Raw genomic sequence first — 16267 nt, forward strand, 5'->3', positions numbered from 1 at the left:
GAATGGCGATGTTCTGGCATTTTCCTGATTGTTTCAACGAGCGAACAGCGTTTACCTTTGAGGGTAACGATTACTCTTTTGCGCAGTTACAAACGTTAGTGTCAGACGCTAAAACAAAGTTGCCGCCCACGGGGACTTTGGTCTTTTTATTTTGTAAAAATGATATCGATACCATAGTGCATTATCTGGCCTGTTTGCAAAAGCAGGTTGCAGTGATGATGTTGGATGCTAGTTTGGCGGAAGAAATGAGTAGCGAACTCGTTGCCAAATTTCAGCCACAAGCTTTAATCAGGTCTGGAGAAGTTCAGCATACCGATTTCTCTCAACCTCCTGTTGATAGTCGACTCGCTGTTTTGTTGCCCACTTCTGGTAGCACTGGTGCCGCCAAGCAGGTGGCGTTAAGTTACGTTAACTTACAAGCCAACGCCGAATCAATCTGTGCTTATTTGCCTATTCTGGATAGCGATACCACCATCACAACACTGCCTTGCCATTATTCTTATGGCCTCTCGGTGCTCAATAGTCATTTATTGCAAGGGGCTCGCTGCCTGCTTACGGACACTTCAGTGATCAGCAAAGATTTTTGGCAGCATTTAGAATGTGATGGTATCACTAGCTTTGCTGGCGTTCCTTATACCTATGAGATGCTTCACAAGTTGCGCTTCCATCAAAAACAATTTCCGGCACTGCGTTACATAACACAAGCCGGAGGGAGACTTAAGCCTGAATTAACGAGTATTTACGCTCAGTGGATGCAGGAGCAAGGTAAAGCTTTTTATGTTATGTACGGTCAAACAGAAGCTACCGCCAGAATGGCCTGGTTGCCTCCTGATAAATTATCCAGAAAACCAGGCTCTATCGGTAATGCTATCCCAGGTGGGCATTTGTCGTTGTTGAAAGATTCAGAAGCTGATGATGCAGAGTATGGTGAATTGATTTATCAAGGACCCAATGTGATGTTGGGCTATGCTGACAACCGTGAAAGACTCGGTAAGTTTTCGCCCGTCGATGTGCTTAAAACAGGAGATTTGGCATGGCAGGATGATGACGGAGACTTTCATATTGTTGGACGTCGTAAGCGGTTTGTAAAAATCTTCGGACTAAGGATTGGATTGGATGAAGTTGAAAACTTTCTGGACGCAGTAGGAGTGGAGGCAAGAGTTTGTGGTAGCGACGATAAGTTGTTTGTCGCCGTGAAAAAAACAGACAGTTGCGCAGCTATAAAGCAGCAGCTGAGTCAGCGACTAAAGCTTCACCCCAGCGTTATCAAGGTTATTCAGTTAGAAAACTTTCCAGTGAATAGTAATCAAAAAACCGATTATCAGGCGATTATTTCACTTTTTGACCTGGAGAAAGCATGATACCGCAATTGGTACCGGAGCATTGGTTTGAGATTTCGCCATTTTCAATGCCACAAGCAGAGAAAGAGCTTCGTTTATTGGACACGCTAAAGTCGTTACATCAATATCATCAAACCCACTGTGTCGAATACAACAACCTATTTTCTCAAGTTGAGCTTTCGGATCTTGAAACATTTCCTTATCTGGCAGTGCGGCTTTTCAAACACTTGAGTCTGCGCAGTATTGCAGACTCTGATATTTTTAAAACTCTGTATTCATCTGGTACAACCGGGCAAGTTCCAGCAAAGATCATACTGGATCAGGAAACTAGTCGCAGACAATCTAAGGTGCTTGTAAAGGTTTTGCAAGACTTCATTGGTAAGCAAAGAATGCCTATGCTAATCATCGATCATCCTGGAGTAGTTAATAGTCGCGACAGCTATTCGGCCAGAGGAGCTGGTATTCAAGGAATATCTTTATTTGGACGTAAGCCTGTATTTGCTCTAAACGATGATATGTCATTAAACCTTGATGTAGTGCAAAGATTTAATGAAGAGCACAGGGATTTACCTGTTTTACTATTTGGCTTTACTTTTATGGTATGGAAACACTTTATCCAGAGTTTAAAAGCGCAAAATCTGAGACTAAACTTGAGTCGTGGGATGCTGTTGCATAGCGGAGGGTGGAAGAAACTCGAAGCAGAAAAAGTGAGTAATGCAACCTTTAAAGAAACTTGCAAAGATGTATTGGGGCTGAGCCAGGTGCATAATTTTTATGGAATGGCAGAGCAAGTGGGGTCAATATTTGTGGAATGTGAGCAAGGTCACCTACACGCGCCAGTCTATGCCGATATCATTGTTCGAGACCCGATTTCATTGGCTGTAGTGCCTGATAATGTGCAAGGTGTTATTCAGGTGCTATCAATTGTTCCAAGCAGTTATCCGGGCAATTCTTTGTTAACTGAAGATTTGGGCACGATTCTCGGGGTAGACGACTGTTCATGTGGTCGCAAAGGCAAGTACTTTAGTGTGGCGGGTAGAATGGCTAAAGCGGAAGTTAGGGGATGCAGTGATACAGTCGCACAATAATCTGAATGAAATCGAATATCTGGTGGCGCCGCTGGCAAATAAGCGGGAAGGTTGCCCTGTTGAATTCGTGTTGGATGCACCACTATTGTCCCCCTTTTCTAATGTGACAATCGCCTTTTTAAACCAGCTAAGTACCAGACTACTCAAAGGTGTAAACACTGAATTGAGTCCAGAGCTGGTCAGTTTAGGCTATTGGATTCGGCCCGCTCAGTTAAAAAAGTTTGAACGGCAATTTCGCTGCGATGACGACATTGTCAATAAACCCTTGGGCTGTGTATTGCATATCGCGCCCTCCAATGTCGATATCCAATTTTTTTACAGTTGGGTCTTATCGCTTCTGATGGGGAATACAAATATCGTGCGTGCTTCGCAGGTTGAATCAGAGATGAAAACTCAACTAGTGACCATTCTGGCAGAGCTGCTGAGTCAACCAGAACATCGCACCGTCGCACAAAATAACCTGTTCGTGAGTTGGCCCCATAATGATGCGGTAACAGAGTTTATCTCGCGTAGGGTAAGTGCCAGGATGTTATGGGGGAGTGATGATTCAATAGCGCATATCCGCCAACTGCCTTGTCGTGTTGATTGTCGGGATATTGTTTTTTCGGATAAATATTCCATCAGTATTGTTGACATTGATGAGTTACAAGATGAGTGTCGTTTCGCTGAGGCACTGTCCCGTGATATCAGTGCTTTTTCGCAACGAGCTTGCAGTTCTCCTAAAGTCGTCTTTTGTTGCTCGGAAAATGCAGAAACGCCACAAAGGTTGCTCGAAGAAATAAATAAATTGGGAAGCAAGAACAACTTTAGCCCCGGCAGAACGGTAAATCATCTTGTTACAGAGCAATTGTTAGGCGCAAAAGGGGTATTGCAAGGCGTTATTAGTTTACCCAACACTCAAGTTTTGCAGCTGCGAGACTTTTCCCCTTCAATGTTAAGTTGGCACGCAGGGGAATCTCAGCTGTTTTGGGTTAATTTGACAACACCGGAACAAGTAATTGAATATATTGACGAAAAATGTCAAACAATTAGTTATTTCGGCGTCGAGAAAGAGCGCTTATTAAGCTTAGTAAAGCAGATGCCGATAAATGCAATAGATAGGGTGGTTCCTCTGGGGAGCGCACTTGAATTCGATGTCATCTGGGATGGTTATGATTTATTTTCTCAGCTATCAAAAACAATCACGGTAAGTTAACAACGAAGTATGATGAATAGCGATTTAGATAAACTACGTGATAAATCTGTCTTTATTTTTGGGGCAGGTCTTGCTGGTAGTTCAGCGCTGGAAAACCTTGAAGAGTCGGTCCGGGTCAAGGGATTTATTGACAATGACACAGCAAAAATTGGGGAAGAAATATTGGGTTATACCGTGTTTAGTCCAGAACATCTCAGAACGGCTGTTTTTGATTTTGTCTTGATAGCCAGTGAGTATTTTGAACAAATCAGCAACCAATTAGTCGCCCGTTTTGCTATTAGCCGGGAAAGTATTGTGATTTTGCCTGCCCGTATGCTCAAGTCCGTGTCTTTGGGGCAATCCGCAGATACCCAGTGCAATGCCCTGCGTGTACTTTTTACGGTAACCCAGTGCCTTAATGAGAATGCAGTAAACTATTATGTAGATGCCGGAACGTTGCTGGGTATCTTTCGAGATGGACGCCTGATTCCATGGGATGATGATCTTGATTTGGCTGTTAATGCCGATGATTTGGATGAGCTCAAAAAGGCTATGAACGTGGCGATGATGCAACTAAGTCAAGAGTTCCAGTGTCAGTGGAAACTAACAGAACACATTTCGACAAAGCGCTATAAAGCTGTACCTGAAGGCGCAATCCGAAGCTTCAAATTACAACCTGTTAATAGTGAAATTGAGTTGCCGATGATGGACTTTTTCGTCAAATACATAGACGGTGACAGGATGGACTACAGTTTAGCTTCTCGCGGTATCTCAATGCCTGCTTCGCACCTACTCAATACCGTAGAGTATGAATTTAAGCAGCAAACCATTCGCTTTCCTCAGAGTGTCGAAGAATATCTAACCTCTCATTACGGAGATTGGCAAACACCAGTCAGAGATTGGAATCTAAGTATGTTGAAAAATGCTACGGTTTATTGAGAGTAATCATGCCTAAAGTCGTTTTAACCTATGGTACCTTCGATTTATTTCACATCGGTCATTTGCGTATGTTACGCCGTTTACGTGCCTTGGGAGACGAATTGATTGTGGGGGTTTCCACCGACGAGTTTAATCAATTAAAGGGTAAGCAGAGCGTTTATTCATATCAGGAACGGGCTGAGATTGTCTCGGCTCTTGAATGTGTCGACCGGGTTATTCCTGAATCCAATTGGGAACAAAAAGAAAGCGATATTAAGCAGTATGATGTCAGTATTTTTGGTATTGGCGAAGATTGGCAGGGAAAGTTTGACGAATTAGAAGCGCGTTGCAAAGTCGTGTATTTACCTCGAACTCCCAGCATTTCTTCAACTGAAGTGAAAAGGGCTTTGTCATCATTGGATAGCGAAAAGATCAAGGCGATAAAAGCAGGGCTGGATAGTGTTTTGAACATTGTTAAGGCGCTTGATTGACACTGGGTAACTTAATGTGAAGAAAGTTGATGGTGCCAATGGATAACGAGCTTCCGCAGAAAATAGACTTTGTAATATATTGGGTTGATGGTGCTGATCCCGCTCATGTCGAAAAGCGGAAGCATTATTTAAAGTCGTTTTCACTTCAAGATGCATCAAATAAAGAACAATCATTTGATGACTTAAGGTTTATTCAACATGATGAACTGCGTTTTTGTCTTCGCTCAATAGTGAACTACGCTCCTTGGTATAATAAAATTTTTGTGGTTACAGATAATCAATTTCCAGGTTTTTTGAATACCAGTTTAGTTTCTCAAGAGCGAATTGAGTTTGTCTCCCATCAAGAACTTTTTCACGGTTGCCAGGAGTATCTTCCCACCTTTAATTCCAGAGCGATTACCAGCAGATTGCATAGGCTTGAAAGGTTGAGTGAATACTATCTCGTTGGTAATGACGATGTCATGTTAGGTGGGAGAGTGGACAAATCCTTTTTCTTTAATGGTTTGCGCCCTGTCATATATGGTGACTGGATATCGAAACAGCAGAGGCCCGCTGGGTTGAATCAGCAAGGTATCCTAAATGGTGCAGCAATGATGGGCTATTCAGCGGATAGATTTATAATGCCAAGCCATGGCTTTTTACCTTTTTGTAAATCTGATATGTACCATTTGGAAAGCCAGTTTTCATATCAATTTCAGAGGAACATCTCCTATCGCTTTCGACACGAAGAGCAGTTCTTAGTGGAGTCTCTATATAATCACTTTTGTATTGCCAAAAATAAAGGGGTAATGGAAGATACTGTGCAAATGGTGCATTTTAGTTGCGAGTTATGCCGTATCGGTAGTGAAGAAAAAATCAATTTTCTGTTCGAATTGATTCGAAGTGGACAACGAAAGATGTTCTGTATAAACGAAATCCAATCACTTATTGCGCGAATGCCCGAAATATTATTGCGCTTGAGCACTATTTGCGGGCCCGCATTATCTTGTGAGCTTGGATAAAGGGGCCGTGATGATAGGTTTATCTAAAATTTATCGTTTTTTTACACCAGCGGAAGTCGTGTTAGTGGACAAGATACAAAAACTAAATCTGAGTGAAGTTGCTGTTTTTGGCATGGGGGATTTGGGGATCGCGGTTGTACAACGATTAAGTGACCGTGGCGTACGATTGTCGGCATGGTACGATTCAACCATTATTGACAACGGACACAGATTTATGGGGCATCATATTTATCCTCCTTCAAGTATAGTCGAGCACGACATAGAGACACTGGTGATTGCCAGTGAAGCTTTCGAATCAGATATCAAGACACAGTGCAAAAAAATCGGCTATTCGGGCCAATTAATTGGATTGTCAGATTAACTAAAGATACCAATAAAGAGTATTTTGCGCGGAAGGGGGAGTCCCCCTATGAGCGCTTTAGTTATTTATTTTTGAAATCTGCCGGTGTGGCACGCTTCTTCTGTGTGTAGAAACGTCGTTGTCAGACCATTATTCTTTGCAAACTGTAAAAACTCTTCCTGACTATAACGAAACGCATTAGAAGGTGAATACCAATCATAGTTTGTTGTAACTGAAGTCGACCAGCCGAGATCGGAATTCCAAAAGCATTTTAGAAAATTCCAGTAAATGAAACGCTGTAAATCCATCTCTCCACCCTTGATACCGAGTAACGGTATGTCTGGAACGTCTAATTGAATGTTTAATTCTGAAAGTTGCTTCCCTAATAGTGTCATCTGTTCACTGAATGTTTTCATATCCTCGTGGGAAATGGTTTTAGAGGCTTCTCTGAAGTAATCATCAATTAACTCGCGCGGTAACGCTTTTTTAGCGTACACATACACAGCCAATTCACCACCAGGTTTAAGGACCCTTACTAACTCTTCATAAGTTTTAGCAACATTTTCCGTGTGGTGGATAACTTGATCACAGCTAACATAGTCAATACTGTTGTTGTTGAAATAGGTGTTAGCAATATCACCTTTTACAAAAAACAAGTTATTGTTTTCTTTATACCTTTCGGCGGCGATAGCCGCTGCGTCTGAAAAATCTATGCCAATAACCATAGAGGATGGACTCAATTCTGAAAACCACTTTGCTTTGTAGCCCAATCCACAACCTGCATCGAGTATTACCGCTTTAGATTGTAAAAATTCCGCAAGTGCACTCTCGCTTTCAAAACCATATAGTTTCAAATACCACTGTTTTTGAAAATCAAACAGTTTTTGCTGCTCAGATATTTGCTCTTGACTGTATTCTGTCCATTTCTGGGAAAAGGCCTTATTTGTTTGTTTTTGATTTTCTAATGTGGAGTTATCCTCCACGATGAATAATCCATTTTCTGAGCTACAAGGTTTAGAAAAAATGTTTTCAAGTGTACCTGTCATGTTTGTATACTCTTTGTTATTTCGGAGCCCTTTTAACAAAAGCGTTTATCCTGTTTGTTCTTATTTATCCGGGTAATCTGGCCTCAGATAAGCCCATTTCATTGTTTGTCTGCCTAAGAGGGCCGTGGCTATCTTAAGAAGACTACTGACAAGCATTAATCCCAGCAAGGTACATCTGGGTAGCCACTTTTTTGCTGGTTTGATGCATGCGAGCCGATATAACTCGGCATTGTATTTTTCCAGTTCGCGCGCACTATTATAATGTTTTTCTACAAACTCTCTTCGTTGCATAGCGGCATCGCAACTATCATTTTCGAGCGCGAATTTGATGGTGGTCGCAATGCTATCAGCATCTAATTCGGTCCACTCTACAACGCGGTCATCAAACTCTTGTTGTAGATGCGGAAGTTTTCCCAAAATAACGGGAGTACCCGTTGCCAATGCTTCCAAAACTGTCATGGGAATGCCATCACTTTTTGCAATGCTGATAACAAGATTGGCGCGATTGTATAAAGTGTTCATCTCTTGCGGTGAATAGTCAGCAGCCCCAATGACGTATTGGGTCAAAGAAAGCGCTTCTATTTTCTGCCAAATTGCCTTTATGTGGGGGGAACCCGATGCCTTTGGTAGCAACAACTTGACTTCCTGGCCATCATTTATGACCTTACGCAAAGCTTCAAGCATCAAAGGGACATTGTAAATCGGCTCTAGCCCCCTTGGATGTAATATGACTTTTTGATCTGGAGAAATTTTACCAAATGTGGGAGTCGGATATATGGTTCGAAACAGGCTAGTTTCGACACCCCAATTAAGCACCATGGTATCTCTCTCAGGTCTTCCCAGCGCTGCAATCACTTTGCGATTATAATCGCTTTTAGCGGTTACTCCGTCAGCATGCTTCAGCAACAATCTGGTAATCTTTTTGTCAATTAGACTCGCATCCCACTGCTCTTCTAACAACACATCTCCACCCATGGTACTTATTAACAATGGAAATTTTCCGGTTAAAAAGGCGAACATGGTTACTTTAGAGTAAGCGTAGTGGCAGTGGTATATATCCGCTTTGGCTTTGATAATACCGGGCAATAACCTCCAGAGGCTTTTCGCTGGTGCTTTTGGCCAAATGATTTGGCTGTTATGTCCTAAGTCTTGCAGGAAACGATAACGGTTTTTAACATGAATGCTGGTAGTATGCGAAAACACCGCGACATCCAACTTATTTTTTTCCATCACATCTGTTTCTGATAGTGGATTATTACCTGGCTTTGTTGAATCATTTGACGTTCATGTACCATTTCTAGCATGTCACCACTTTTGCTATATCGATATCCAGAGATTTGAGCATTGTAGTGATATCTTCACGAGACTCTATTGCGGCTACGATTATGTTGTCGAAGCTCATTTCGTGCAATTTTGCCGGATTAACCAATGGTTTTCCAAAGAAGAAATCTTTCTCGTTGGAGGCTTTTCCCACAAAAGCAAGGACATTACCTTCGAGTATTCGAGTGTTTTTTAATACATCAATTGCGGTGTCACCTGTTCCATAAATTAGCACTTTGCGATCCGGCTCAATGGCATCCACATTTTTATAGAGCTGAGCGACTAAGTCATTTCTTGATTGGACTTTTGTATCTGTTAAAACCTGTCTAACTTCTTGCAACTTGTTTTGCAAAGAGCTTAATTTGATAGGAAATTTTTCGATAGTACTTGCTATTAATTCTAGCAGAGAAGCGGGGATGCCGTATTTCGCATTATCTTTTAGCAGCTCCAGGTGGCTTGATATTACCTTCTCGAACTCTTCTGCACTTTCGAATCGCATATTACCAATTAACTTGATATTGGCCTTGTACTTAACATAAAAGTGTTGAATGTCTTTATTTAAATAGGCGTTGGCGAATCTATTGATTACATATGCCGAAGTGTCCCTGGACACATGGCCAAAATCTTTGTCTCTTCGGCCAAAATTATCCAGATGACGCAGTTCATCTAAAACCATCTCGAAAGATGGGAAATACATGAGATCTTTGTCATTGTTGCTAGATGATTCCAAGCAATCTTGCAAACAGACTCTCAACTTTGCCTTGTCGTAACTATTAGCCACTATACCATCGTGCGATACCGTAAATTTGTCAGACGTTCTTACTTCTCTATCATCCATGTAGTTTCCGATTGGAGCCCAGCCATATCTTTGTGGGCTGACAGTAAACATAAGTGGCGTTCCCGGGGGGGCTAGCTTGCTGACATTTTCAATTATTGACTGGACATCTTGTTTTGTTTCTTCAGTTGTAGGATCAATAACCTCACGTTTGTTATTTGTGATGCCTCCCACATTGGTAATCACTGTGCCTGTATCTATATGTCTCAAATAACGGTTTGTGCCTAATGTAACAATAACCAAATCAGCCTGACGCATTTTTTCCACGAAGCGCTTGTCTATTTCATCACATTTGCTCTTCAAATATTCGTAATTGTCGGCACTATCGAATAAATCTGTATGTCTCAAGGAGCGCACGAGCTGATTATCAGAAGAGAAGTAAAAGTTTTGAGTAATCAAATCACTATTTGTTGCCTTTTCTCTACCCACCCAATGCAAATAGTCAGCGAGACTTTTAGCGCTGAATCGGTAGCAACTTTTAAGTTCGTAGTAGGTATTTATGCCGAGATCTGATAGGTGATTGGCAATGGCTTCGGCAAAGCAACTTCCAATACATACAACGTTCTTATCTAATGTGTCAAAAAGTTCTCGGTCATTAATATGAATCGAGCATGGCGTGATTCTCTTTTTATCTGAAAATACGATATCTAACATAAATCACCTGTATGGAATTACTCATCGTGCTATTGGATTTTATAAATCTTGACAATGCCGTCGTCGAAAATATTTTCTAGCGTTGAAAGTTTTTGCAAAAGGAACTCCGATGCAACTCGTGTATCAACCACAACGTTTTCAACTTTATATCTTTCTTTCAAAATCTGGAGATTACTCAGATCAGACATTTCATAATCATTACTTGCAATTTCTTCCATTGCTTTCTTGTGGCCATTGATTCCATCAAATACTAATCGCTGGTAATAGCTCACTTTTGAATCGGGTTGATAAAACGGCAATGAACGGGCCATTTTTAAGGGAAAAGTAACCGCATTGAAATCATGTTCTTTTAGAAATTTAAGCAACGCTTCGCTGTATGGGGATTCCGGTAAGCAAAGCTGATTCGCCAGTAATTTCCAGTTCATAAAGAAATAGTTGCAAAAAATAATGGTCAGGGATATTACCAGTGAAAAACTAAGTAACCAGGAGTGGGCTGGATGTTGTGCTACAAATGCAATAGCAACAAATGCCAAAAAGGGGGTGGCAAATTCAAAATAGCGCTCGGCTTCACCTAAAAAAAGGAGACGGCGAAACGATGTGATAAAAAATAACAAGACTGTTGCAGCAAAAACAGACAGACTAAAGGAAAGGAGATTCGCTTTTCCCAATGTAAAAGCATCCAGGAAGTAAATTATCAACAGGAAATTTCCAATACTCCACAGTGCTGCAAATGGAGAAAATTGATTTAGCAAATAATTACAGAATGCGTAAGGCCGTCGATGCACATTTAACACATGGTGCAGCAGTGTTGATAGATTGTTTCTTGTGCCTAAATAGCCGTTCTTCACCAGGGTCATATACATTTGATAATGTGCTATTTTGAACTCAATAACTTTGTGCGACTTAAGAGGGCTTGGGATACCTGACAAAAGCAATCCCAGAAACAGAATTAATAAAATTTGCCAGCTTGCATACATGATACTCAAGCAGAGGCCTATTCCGAGCAGTGCTTGACTTCCAAATATCGATGAAAGGATGATAACCGGTGTCAGCAGTACACATACAAGTGCGTATAAAAACTGGGCCTCCACAATAAACTTATAAAGGAAGAACAAATAGCAAGTACAAATTAATAAACCAAGAGAGCGTGCTTTTATGCCTCCCCGTAGTCTAGCTGTAACCGGAAATAGTGCCGGAGAAAAGGCCAATAGAATGGCGCCCCATCCAGCAGCAGAAACATTCATAAACTGGAACATTCTTGCGATGTCAGATTGCTCAAGCATGACAAACAGACCATATATCAACAACAGGTCACTACCTATGGAGATGGTACTGCCAACAAACATCCAGCTAGCTCTTGGAAAACGGCTGGTTAACCACATGCTAAGTGGAGAATTCAGGAGCACGCCATTTTGTACGGCAGCAATAGGCCGCTCATTTATCCAGTGATGTCCTTTTTGTCGCTGAGTTTGATAAAGGCTACCTAATAGATCCGAAGTCGAATTCTTTTGGGGTTCTATTAGAAATAGAATTCTTGTCAGAAAAGCTAACCAGAGAATTGCCAGTATTTCCATATCAGTTCCGGTAGGGGCCATATAAAGGAAGTCCCTGTTTTTCTAGTGCGGTTGCAAGCTCCCTTACGTGCTCTTTATTCAAATCATGAGTGGATAGTTTTACATTGTTCATATGCATTGACTGGCGTATAGGCAAGTCATAATCAAAATTATCCTTTAAGACTTCAGCGAGTTTCTCCGCCACTTCATTTGGAGAGTCACATAAATTTCTGTAATTGATCGTTGTAATTTCACCAGTAAGGCATTGTTTTTCTTGTTCACGGTACATCTTCAAAAGATCTTTTAACTGACAAGCAATGCTGTCATATGGTGTCATTGATGAATATCTGGAATAGGCTTCAGGATCGCTGACCTGTCCATATATGCGATTAAAATCACCATAATTTTCATGGCGGCCTCTGAGTAATGAGTAAGAGACATCAAGCAGGTCACGTTCAAGAAAGATGAACTGTGTATTTTTGTAGGCTTTATGAAATTGCGCAATGTGATAGGAAGGGAGAACGCCTTTCATTAATCCGGGCTTGTTCCACTCTGCACTCAATCGACGTAATTGTTCTCCAAGTTGGCGCCAATCTATTGAAGCTCTCGAAGATCTGGGGTCGTAGGGCCAAGAGTCGATTTTAAGCCACTTTTGCCAGAAATAGGCAAAATCGTGAGGATCTCCCAAGCTACCAGTCTTACCATAGTTTGAATTGAAGCTCGTTTGTACTGATTTTACATTAAGGACTTTAGATAATCTCGCTCCAACACAGGGGGCATCCCAAAATCGAGCAACGAGGTTGTCAACAACTTCAATATCGAAACAATGCCGCATCACTTGAGAGAAAAATGTCTTTCCACAACGAGGCAATCCGTAAAACAGCATTAGAGGATGAGGCTCCTCATCAGGGCATGGGAATTCGGCTTCAATACCCTTTAGGTCATTATTGAAAGCGCGAAGAAACGCTTCATCTTCCAGATTTCTTTTGTAGGGCCATTGCCTTTGTTCGTTTTCTTGCTTTAACCATTCAGGTACTTTTTGGAACATTGTCTTTTTAACCATTCATCTTTGTACTTGGCATCGTTTTTTCAATGCTAACTTCGCTTTATTGTCCACCGTGTTTGTTTTTTATCGGCTCTGGAAATTAAATGTTTAACGACAATAATTTGCAGCGCTTCGTAAAATTCAGAATTCACCTAAAAGTAAAATGCCCCCACTTTTTGGCCTGTGCTGTGAGCACAATTCAGCTTTTCAAATTTAATATTCAGGCTTGCAGCCAAATCTAAAAAGTATTGTTCCCCTTCTTTCACACTAAATGACGGTAGTTCCATCGGTATCAGATTTTGATAGTAAATTCCCAAGGGAGGGTTCGTGCCAATTTCATTGTAAGTGACCACATAGATACCACCGGGCTTCATTTTTTCTTTTACTGCCGCCAGACAGGAGTTGATGCGTTCACGTGACAAATGGTTTAGTACTGACTGAGAAATAGCAAAGTCAAATCTGTGGTTGATAGCCGATAAGTCGAATTCAGCATTGACCAGAAATAACGACTCATCTATTTTGTAGCCAATTTTTTCGAATATATTTTTGCCAGTTTCAATATAGGCACGATGAGCATCAATACCCGCGTAAATTCCTTTTTTTTGAGTCGGTACCAAGGTTGTTCCCAAGCGCATCGCACCACACCCGACATCTAAGACGTTACTATCTGGCGTTAATCCAAAGTCTCGCAGGAGGTTAAATTGCCAATGACTATTGTTATTCCAATCAAAAAAGTACTTTGAAGGAGGCACGTTCGCTTCAACTGCCGCATCGAAAAGCGTTTGCATAGGAACGCTTGTTAGCGTTTTTGAGTCAGTCATGAACCACCACCTCATCTAGAAATAACATGCGTGAAAATCCAGTTTGTTCAGTGCTTGATTCTACATTCTGTACACCGTGTTCGTTGTGATGGCGCCATAGGATTAAATCGCCTGCTGCCAAGGGCACATCTTCTCCCATCAGTACCAGCTGGTCATTGTTCTTGCGAAACAGGAAACCGCCAGATTGCCAATCCTGACCATAATTACTTAAAAATAAAGTGGCTTGGATGCGATCTGGACCATAGTTGTGTTCTTTAATGTAATCCCGATGCATTTGAACAGGAGAACCTGAGCGGGTGTTAACAAATCGAAAGGTGTGCATTTCTTGTTGTTTCAACTTGGGATAATAGTTAATGTCGCTGTAAAGCTTTGTCGCTCTTATCATGTTCTTGTATTGAGCAATTGCAAACGATAACGTCGTTGAAAACTGGTCAATTACAGGGTTCCAAGGGAAGTTATAACGCGTAATCTGGGCTCTGCCACCACAGCTAAAGTTTTCCATTCCAAACTTAATGGGTTTATTGGTATCGCGCAGTGGAAAAAGTTCTTTAATTTGCTCCCGCAACCAAATATTTCTGAGGTGAGCAGTTTCATCTTTCTGTAGAAAATCCTTATAAATATAGAATCCTTCGTTGTCGCTGTGATACAAACTACTTCTCACCTTGGTTAGGTGTGTTTCTGAAAAATCTAACCGTTCAAATATATTCATTTGCTTCTCACTCCAGCTGCGGTCTCCAGACAATGAATACTCATTAATAACACATTCATTATTCTGCTCTGGTATTCAATTTTTGTGATAGTGGCATCAGGCCATGCCCTGTAGGGAAATGTGTAGCTATCGCTTTTTCGATTTTGTTTAATCCGCTTTTTTCAATTGAGTTTACAAGTGGCGTAAAAGAATTCGAGGGTGGTGCCAGAATCGTTGGAGGCTCAACCCCTAAGTTTTGGGTTGTACTTTTAACCCGCTCAAGGAAATCGTTAGGTTGCCTGCACAAATCCTCATAATTCACCTGTATTTTCCTGTTGTCTGCGATTTTTGCTAATTTACCAGCCCAAATATGGGTCAACTCTCTTAGTTGAATTGCAATTTGATCTTCGTAGGGCAACTCAAGTGTTTTTTGGTAGCCGGGGTAGGTCATACTCCACCAACAATTTCGATCTCCGTAGTAAGCTTCCCTTGCTAACGCCAAAGAACAAGCTACATCTATTACAGAGCGCTCAATAACAACAAAAATGGAATTTGGAAATATTTCTGCAAACACATCAGCAAAATAGGCGGGCCAAAGTGCCTTGTAGACCATCATATTTTTATTAAGATTATGCGCTATGTTATTGAGAGTTTGTTTTACATTCATCCAGTTACAATCATGCGCTATTCTGGCAAAATCAATATCGGTGTGGTCTGCTATACCTAATAGATCATGCCAGAAATAAGAGTATTCATGGGGGCCGTGCGGTTCTCCCGTTTTCCCATAGACAGAGACAAATGAAGATTGGTTTCTATCGCCTAAAATAATTTTAGATAAACATGCGCCGACAAAGGGAGAGGCCCAAAAGCGTGCCATGAGGTTGTTGATATATCCGATATCGAGGTATTGACAAAGTAATTGCATGGTCAGCGTCGTACCGGAACGAGGTAAGCCAATGACCCATATATGGGGAACATCCGCAGAGGATTGCTTTAAAGAATTATTCAACGCAAATGGTTTTGCATTTAATAACTCCAGAAATTCAGCGTCATCCACGGAACTGCCTCACTGCTTTATTCGCCAACTGGTAACAAATGTCTATGATGCTTTGATTATTCATTGCTAACTGCACTAGTTACTAACCTCTATTTTTCCCAGCGTTGATTCGTCAAGAGCTGGTTCCGTTATTAAACATTTTAATCCTCGCCATCCCACATTCATCAAAGCGTCAATTGAAGATAGCCCCTGTATAAATACCGGACTATCTAGTTGCGGGTATATGGGATGTTTAAATTTGAGTTTCTGAAGCAAGAGATTTTGTTGCTGGTAATAGTTTTCGTCTTGATACCCATCGGCACCATCACCGCTCAGGTAGGTATCGCCGCCCAACTCCCGCACTATCTGTACCAATAATTCATTGCTACGTGCCTCTATGGGTAATGAAATTTCGCTGGAAAGCACAATTTTTTCTGGTTCAATTCCTAATTTAGTACAAAAAAACATTATGGTGTGGATATTAAATGCGGCTAATAAATCCGTTTCGTATGACAGACATATTGCTATATCAGCCATGATTTCGTCATAAAATTGATGATTCCTGTAGTTTACATGAAGCTGATTTATCAATTTCTTTTGGAATGGCTTGTCAGACGAAAATTGAATCTCGTTTATTGGTTTTACACCGCTGAATCTTCTATCTATCGGCGCGGTCAACCACTTGGCTTGACCTGCATTCATTAGTTTTACTCTGTTGGTCCAGGTACCAGCATTTTTATTTGAGTACTGAACGTGATCAAGCAGTACAAATTTGTCGCTGCGAATAGCTTTGGCGAAAAACCCCAGCCAGGGAAAAAAATTTGGTTGGTGAATAGCGACTACTCTGTTGCGTTCTTTGTTCAAAGGTACTCTCTGTTCTTATCAGGTGGGAATTGGTAAAAGTACACCCAAATCAT

General features: G+C 41.2%; 16 protein-coding genes. 7 read left to right on the forward strand and 9 right to left on the reverse strand.

Translation table 11 applies throughout. The annotated features are described in order from the left end of the window. Positions 1–2 precede the first annotated feature (2 nt). From ACXAGP_RS11760 to ACXAGP_RS11790, 7 genes are read left to right on the forward strand one after another with little or no spacing between them, the layout of a single operon-like run. The gene (locus ACXAGP_RS11760) at positions 3–1361 is read left to right on the forward strand and encodes an AMP-binding protein (protein ID WP_475261574.1); all 1359 of its coding nucleotides are present in this window, start codon (positions 3–5) and stop codon (positions 1359–1361) included. After that, positions 1358–2428: a LuxE/PaaK family acyltransferase gene (locus tag ACXAGP_RS11765; RefSeq protein WP_475261576.1), complete on the forward strand. Its 1071-nt coding sequence runs from the start codon at positions 1358–1360 to the stop codon at positions 2426–2428. Before ACXAGP_RS11760 ends, ACXAGP_RS11765 begins: the two co-directional genes overlap by 4 nt. After that, complete coding sequence (locus ACXAGP_RS11770) at positions 2409–3623, forward strand: acyl-CoA reductase (protein WP_475261578.1); 1215 nt, start codon at positions 2409–2411, stop codon at positions 3621–3623. Before ACXAGP_RS11765 ends, ACXAGP_RS11770 begins: the two co-directional genes overlap by 20 nt. A gap of 9 nt (positions 3624–3632) precedes the next feature. Further along, complete coding sequence (locus tag ACXAGP_RS11775) at positions 3633–4541, forward strand: LicD family protein (RefSeq protein WP_475261580.1); 909 nt, start codon at positions 3633–3635, stop codon at positions 4539–4541. An 8-nt stretch (positions 4542–4549) separates the two neighbouring features. Further along, entirely contained in the window at positions 4550–5011 is a 462-nt protein-coding gene (locus ACXAGP_RS11780) for an adenylyltransferase/cytidyltransferase family protein (RefSeq protein ID WP_475261582.1), read from the forward strand. Positions 5012–5049: 38 nt separating this feature from the next. Further along, positions 5050–6012, forward strand: a complete 963-nt coding sequence (locus tag ACXAGP_RS11785) for a stealth family protein (protein ID WP_475261583.1) — start codon at positions 5050–5052, stop codon at positions 6010–6012. Positions 6013–6022: 10 nt separating this feature from the next. Then, positions 6023–6373 carry a hypothetical protein gene (locus ACXAGP_RS11790; RefSeq protein ID WP_475261585.1) on the forward strand — a complete coding sequence of 117 codons (351 nt, stop codon included), beginning with the start codon at positions 6023–6025 and terminating at the stop codon, positions 6371–6373. 65 nt (positions 6374–6438) lie between these two features. Here the strand turns inward: ACXAGP_RS11790 and ACXAGP_RS11795 are convergent, their stop codons facing one another. The 9 genes from ACXAGP_RS11795 to ACXAGP_RS11835 all read right to left on the reverse strand — a co-directional run bounded on the left by ACXAGP_RS11795 (position 6439) and on the right by ACXAGP_RS11835 (position 16214). Further along, positions 6439–7398, reverse strand: a complete 960-nt coding sequence (locus tag ACXAGP_RS11795) for a class I SAM-dependent methyltransferase (RefSeq protein ID WP_475261586.1) — start codon at positions 7396–7398, stop codon at positions 6439–6441. A 60-nt stretch (positions 7399–7458) separates the two neighbouring features. Continuing rightward, complete coding sequence (locus ACXAGP_RS11800; protein ID WP_475261588.1) at positions 7459–8628, reverse strand: glycosyltransferase family 4 protein; 1170 nt, start codon at positions 8626–8628, stop codon at positions 7459–7461. A gap of 67 nt (positions 8629–8695) precedes the next feature. Continuing rightward, a complete protein-coding gene (locus tag ACXAGP_RS11805; protein WP_475261590.1) occupies positions 8696–10207 on the reverse strand; it encodes a GSCFA domain-containing protein in 1512 nt (503 codons plus the stop codon). Between the two features lie 29 nt (positions 10208–10236). Next, positions 10237–11781, reverse strand: coding sequence for a hypothetical protein (locus tag ACXAGP_RS11810; RefSeq protein ID WP_475261592.1), 1545 nt, complete (start codon positions 11779–11781; stop codon positions 10237–10239). Position 11782: 1 nt separating this feature from the next. Then, the gene (locus ACXAGP_RS11815) at positions 11783–12823 is read right to left on the reverse strand and encodes a hypothetical protein (RefSeq protein ID WP_475261594.1); all 1041 of its coding nucleotides are present in this window, start codon (positions 12821–12823) and stop codon (positions 11783–11785) included. 134 nt (positions 12824–12957) lie between these two features. Next, positions 12958–13626, reverse strand: coding sequence for a class I SAM-dependent methyltransferase (locus tag ACXAGP_RS11820; protein WP_475261595.1), 669 nt, complete (start codon positions 13624–13626; stop codon positions 12958–12960). After that, the gene (locus tag ACXAGP_RS11825) at positions 13619–14335 is read right to left on the reverse strand and encodes a hypothetical protein (protein WP_475261597.1); all 717 of its coding nucleotides are present in this window, start codon (positions 14333–14335) and stop codon (positions 13619–13621) included. Before ACXAGP_RS11825 ends, ACXAGP_RS11820 begins: the two co-directional genes overlap by 8 nt. A gap of 58 nt (positions 14336–14393) precedes the next feature. Beyond that, positions 14394–15371: a sulfotransferase gene (locus ACXAGP_RS11830; RefSeq protein WP_475261598.1), complete on the reverse strand. Its 978-nt coding sequence runs from the start codon at positions 15369–15371 to the stop codon at positions 14394–14396. A gap of 75 nt (positions 15372–15446) precedes the next feature. Beyond that, positions 15447–16214, reverse strand: a complete 768-nt coding sequence (locus ACXAGP_RS11835; protein WP_475261600.1) for a WbqC family protein — start codon at positions 16212–16214, stop codon at positions 15447–15449. Between the last annotated feature and the right edge of the window lie 53 nt (positions 16215–16267).

The organism is Planctobacterium sp. AWM4_229, from assembly GCF_056160305.1.